The 920-nt window shown below is 40.7% G+C and carries 1 protein-coding gene; it reads right to left on the reverse strand.

The annotated features are described in order from the left end of the window. Positions 1 to 897 (reverse strand): IS481 family transposase (locus H5088_RS20135; RefSeq protein ID WP_182754419.1); only part of this gene is annotated, 897 nt, incomplete at its 3' end. Between the last annotated feature and the right edge of the window lie 23 nt (positions 898 to 920).

The raw sequence follows: 920 nt of genomic DNA on the forward strand, positions 1-920 counted from the left end.
GTAGTTAGCGTGAACGTCTTCCCAAAGCGGTGTTTTTTCAAGCCGTTCACATACAACATCCATTGGAGTTTTACCTTTGAATGAGCCGTGAGCGCGTTGCCAATTGTAGTAATGCTGCCACTCAGGTAACGTTTCATTTTTGAGTTCGTCCAAATCCAAATTAACGGTCGAATAAAACTCTTCCTTATCAGTTCTTTGTGACCTTTCAACTTTGCCATTTAAGTGAGGAGAGCCTGGCTTATTGGGGCGAAATTTAATGCCATGCTCCATCAATTTGAGCTGTACTTTTTCAGCAAAAAACTCCATTCCGCGATCAGTTTGAACTCGCTGTATCGGGAATGGCATTTCTTCTATTACCTTATCGATGAAGGTAAGAGTATTGGCTGCCGTTCTACGCTTAAAAACGTCCAACACGCGATATCTAGAGCAATCATCAACAGCAGTATATTGATAAATCCCTGGTGCAATTTTACATGTATCCATCTGAACTCGGTCACCAGGAATAGGTCTTTGGTATCGAATGAAGTCTTTTTTCTTCCGCTGAAAAACTATTGGTTTTACCTCATGTTTGGTCAGCACTTTGTGAATTGAAGCAAGCGATAGCTGAAAATTATGCTCGCGAAGAAGCTCATTTTGAATTCTTCTGGCACCAAGTTTTCTATTTTTTCTGAGTTTAAGAATCCACTCTTCAATTCGATTATTAATTTTAGTGTTTGGGGAGCTGTGCGGGCGTCTAGAAACGTCCTGTAGGCCGTCTAGTCCCTTCTCTTTGTATCGCTTATACCACTTTCGAAGAGTGGGCCTAGAAATTCCACACCGACGACAAACTAGGCCCGCATTATTAGTTTTTTCGTAAAGCTCAATCCACTTTAAACGTTGTTTAATTTCTTTGTTCATAGCGTCATAGTATATTGAAACGA

The organism is Pseudoalteromonas sp. SR43-3 (assembly GCF_014163875.1).
Taxonomy (GTDB): domain Bacteria; phylum Pseudomonadota; class Gammaproteobacteria; order Enterobacterales; family Alteromonadaceae; genus Pseudoalteromonas; species Pseudoalteromonas distincta.